The organism is Serratia sp. (in: enterobacteria) (assembly GCF_051654945.1).
Lineage (GTDB): Bacteria > Pseudomonadota > Gammaproteobacteria > Enterobacterales > Enterobacteriaceae > Chania.
In genome coordinates this window covers 1-1,764 of record NZ_JBOFZA010000100.1, presented here as the reverse complement: position 1 = coordinate 1,764, position 1,764 = coordinate 1, and the positions used below count along the sequence as shown (strand labels likewise).

Annotated in this window: 1 protein-coding gene; it reads right to left on the bottom strand. The window is 43.7% G+C overall.

Going from position 1 to position 1,764, the window contains the following annotated elements:
• Window positions 1-142: 142 nt before the first annotated feature.
• On the bottom strand, window positions 143-1,624 hold the full coding sequence (locus ACRDCA_RS24565; RefSeq protein WP_438691878.1) for a hypothetical protein: 1,482 nt from the start codon (window positions 1,622-1,624) through the stop codon (window positions 143-145).
• Window positions 1,625-1,764: the final 140 nt, after the last annotated feature.

Below are 1,764 nucleotides of genomic sequence, written 5' to 3'. Positions count from 1 at the left end.
GAGTAGTCTCGGAAACTAATGAATAATCATAGCATTTTATGCATTGACAGACATGCCTGGATTTGTTACGAAAAATTTGAAAGAAGGGCATGCCAAAAAAGTCTCCCATAGGCAGACTTGAAAAAATATGGAAAACGAGATGTTAGGATACTTCCAGCTTTGTTTTCTTGATGCGGGCATCCAAGTGGATGTTGATCCCGATGATCATGGCAAAGAAGGAATATCTCTTTTTCCCGCGGATTTTCATTTCATGTAAATGGTAATCATTGAGAATCCGGTTATTAATTCGCTCGGAACAGGTTCTGGTTTTATACGTCTCTTTGTATTCCTTAGTTCCTCTTGGAACAGGCGGATAGAGGCGGATATCCCAGTCCGGTTTCGTATATATGACACGCCCGTAGTCGGAAGTGGAACATGAACCCTGACAGGAACAAGTTTGTACTTTACCGCATTTTAGCGGACAACGCCACTTTCGACCTTTACGGACGGATGAAATTCCCCAGTTCACCATTCGGTTTCCTGCCTGACACAAAGGTGTTCCATCCGTGTCAATGAGGATTTCACCAGGAATGGAGGCAGGTCTGCCCCGGTTAGAATTCAAATCAATAAAGGGAAAGATGTCCCAATCCTTGCAGAGCTGATAGGTAGGATAATTATCATTAGCTGAATCCAGGCAAAGATTACGGATGGGAATATCGGGGTTAAGTAAGCGAAATTCATGGAGGGCAATAATTCCGCCAATACTATCATGGCGCCTGGCATCAAGAAAGCGCAAATGGAGAGGCAAATCCACGTGAAGTTCTTTATTATAAGTAGAAAGCGCATAGAGTGTATAGCCATAAAACCATGTGTTTAAGTCACTGTCCCATCCGATGGAAGCATCAAAGGCAGGAAAGCGCCGGTCACACTTGCAGCCCCATATCCCTTGTTTCCTGCAATCACAGACCTTACGCCCGAGAGAGTCACTGTGTGAATGGACACAGGTGCCATCGCCAGCAATTGTGATGGGGACATCAGGAATAAGACCAAGCTGTAGGGATGGAACGATAGCAGCTAAAGAAAAAAGTTCCTGTAGCAGGCGTTCATAATGGAAGGGAAAGTCGTTGCCGGAACAAGCAAAGTCAACACATTTGGAGACGATCTGTGGATGCTTATTGGGAAGCTTCTTGCCTTTGCCAGGTTTTTTAGAAGGCCTGGAGTTTTTGGGGAAATGGAAAAGCCTTTTTGAATCAGCTCTGTCGAGAGAGGAATTGCGAAGCCAAAGGCGATCGATAAAGTCATAATAAGAGCCAAGAGGAGGAAGCTGCTCCGTAGTAAGGCCAATGATCATGGAAAGTAAGTCATCGGAGTGAAGTAACTTAACCCAATTGGTAATACTGAGAACTTCCTGATCCATCATAAGGATAAAGGAGCGAAGGATTTCTGGTTGATGAAGAGCGGGGCGTCCAGTATAGGAGTAGTAAGGAGCCAGGAGCTCGCCGATCGGATCAAGATTGAGGGAAGTAAGTTTATCCAGAGAATCGTTATAAAAGGAAAGCTTTTTAAGCTGTGAAGGAGAAAGATCCGTAACAGCCTGGGAAATAGATTGCTGATATTCAGCATGAGAAGTCCAATGTTTCAGCATAGTCGAAACCTCCTTGAAAAGTAATTACAATCAAGTGGCTTCGCCGCAAATTTTTATTGATTTGTCAAGCGTTTTTTGGAAAAATATGCAGAAATATTGGGGGTAAAGAAGAAAAGGAAACAGTGAAAAAAGGGCAGAAA